Below are 1,050 nucleotides of genomic sequence, written 5' to 3' on the forward strand. Positions count from 1 at the left end.
AACCGTATCGCTGACAGCGCCAACTTCAACGGCATCAAGCTGCTGGACGGCTCTCTGGAGAGCGGCGCCAAGGAGATCAAGGTTAACGGCGTGGACAGCACCCAGGTGAACGCTATTGCTGGCACAACTATCAATAAGACAGCTGTTTCTGTTAATCAGGCTACAGCCGCTGCGGGTGATGAGTATACCTTCACCGTCAGCCTGGATAACGGCAAGTCCTACACTGCTACTGTCAAGGTGGAGAAGTATGTGGATGCCGACGGCAACGTCTCTTCCTCCCAGGTCCGCCTGGTGAATGCCGACGGCGAGGTCCTGAACAAGAAAATTGCTGCCACTGCGGTAAACGCCGCCGCCCTGGAGTCCGCCTTCATCAAGGATCTGAAGAAGACCGATCTGGCCAACGACTTCCAGATTGAGAGTGAGGGTGGCACAGCTGGTCTGATTAAGTTTACCAACCTGACCGCCGGCAAGAGCGGCGTGCCTCAGATCAACGCTTTCGAGAGCACTAAGACTACCGCTGCCGGTGTCACAACAAAGACTGCAGACGGCATTGACACAGGCCATACCGCTTATGTGGAAGCAGTAGACGCTGGCCGCGAGATTAAGGCCGCTGACATCACCGAGTACACCGGCAAGAACTACGACGACGCTGTGTTTACCATCAATGGCAAGAAGTTTGTCCTGATGACCGGTCAGATGGATGGCACGACCACCACCGATCCCGCCTATATGAACGCCGTCGCCGCTCTGGGCCCCGACGTCACCGTTCTGGTGAGTGACAGCACAACCGCCACCAATGGCCTCGATCCTAACGATACCAACTTCCAGCAGAACATCGCCAAAATTAAAGAGGTCACCGGCCTGAACGTAGAGGCGAACGACGCTGGCGACGGCATCAAGCTGTCCCTGGACCCCAAGGCCAAGAGCGGCCTGTCCCTCCAGATCGGCGACACCAGCGACAGCTTCAACCAGTTGAACGTCTCCGTGGGCGACATGCACACCAAGGCTCTGGGCATCGACAAGATCGACATCGGCACCCAGGCCGGCGCG

Annotated in this window: 1 pseudogene; it reads left to right on the forward strand. The window is 57.3% G+C overall.

What is annotated here, in order from left to right:
- A pseudogene (locus D1641_RS19255) lies at positions 1-1,050 on the forward strand (hypothetical protein); the annotation flags it as partial.

It is taken from the genome of Colidextribacter sp. OB.20, assembly GCF_009911595.1.
Lineage (GTDB): Bacteria > Bacillota > Clostridia > Oscillospirales > Oscillospiraceae > Lawsonibacter.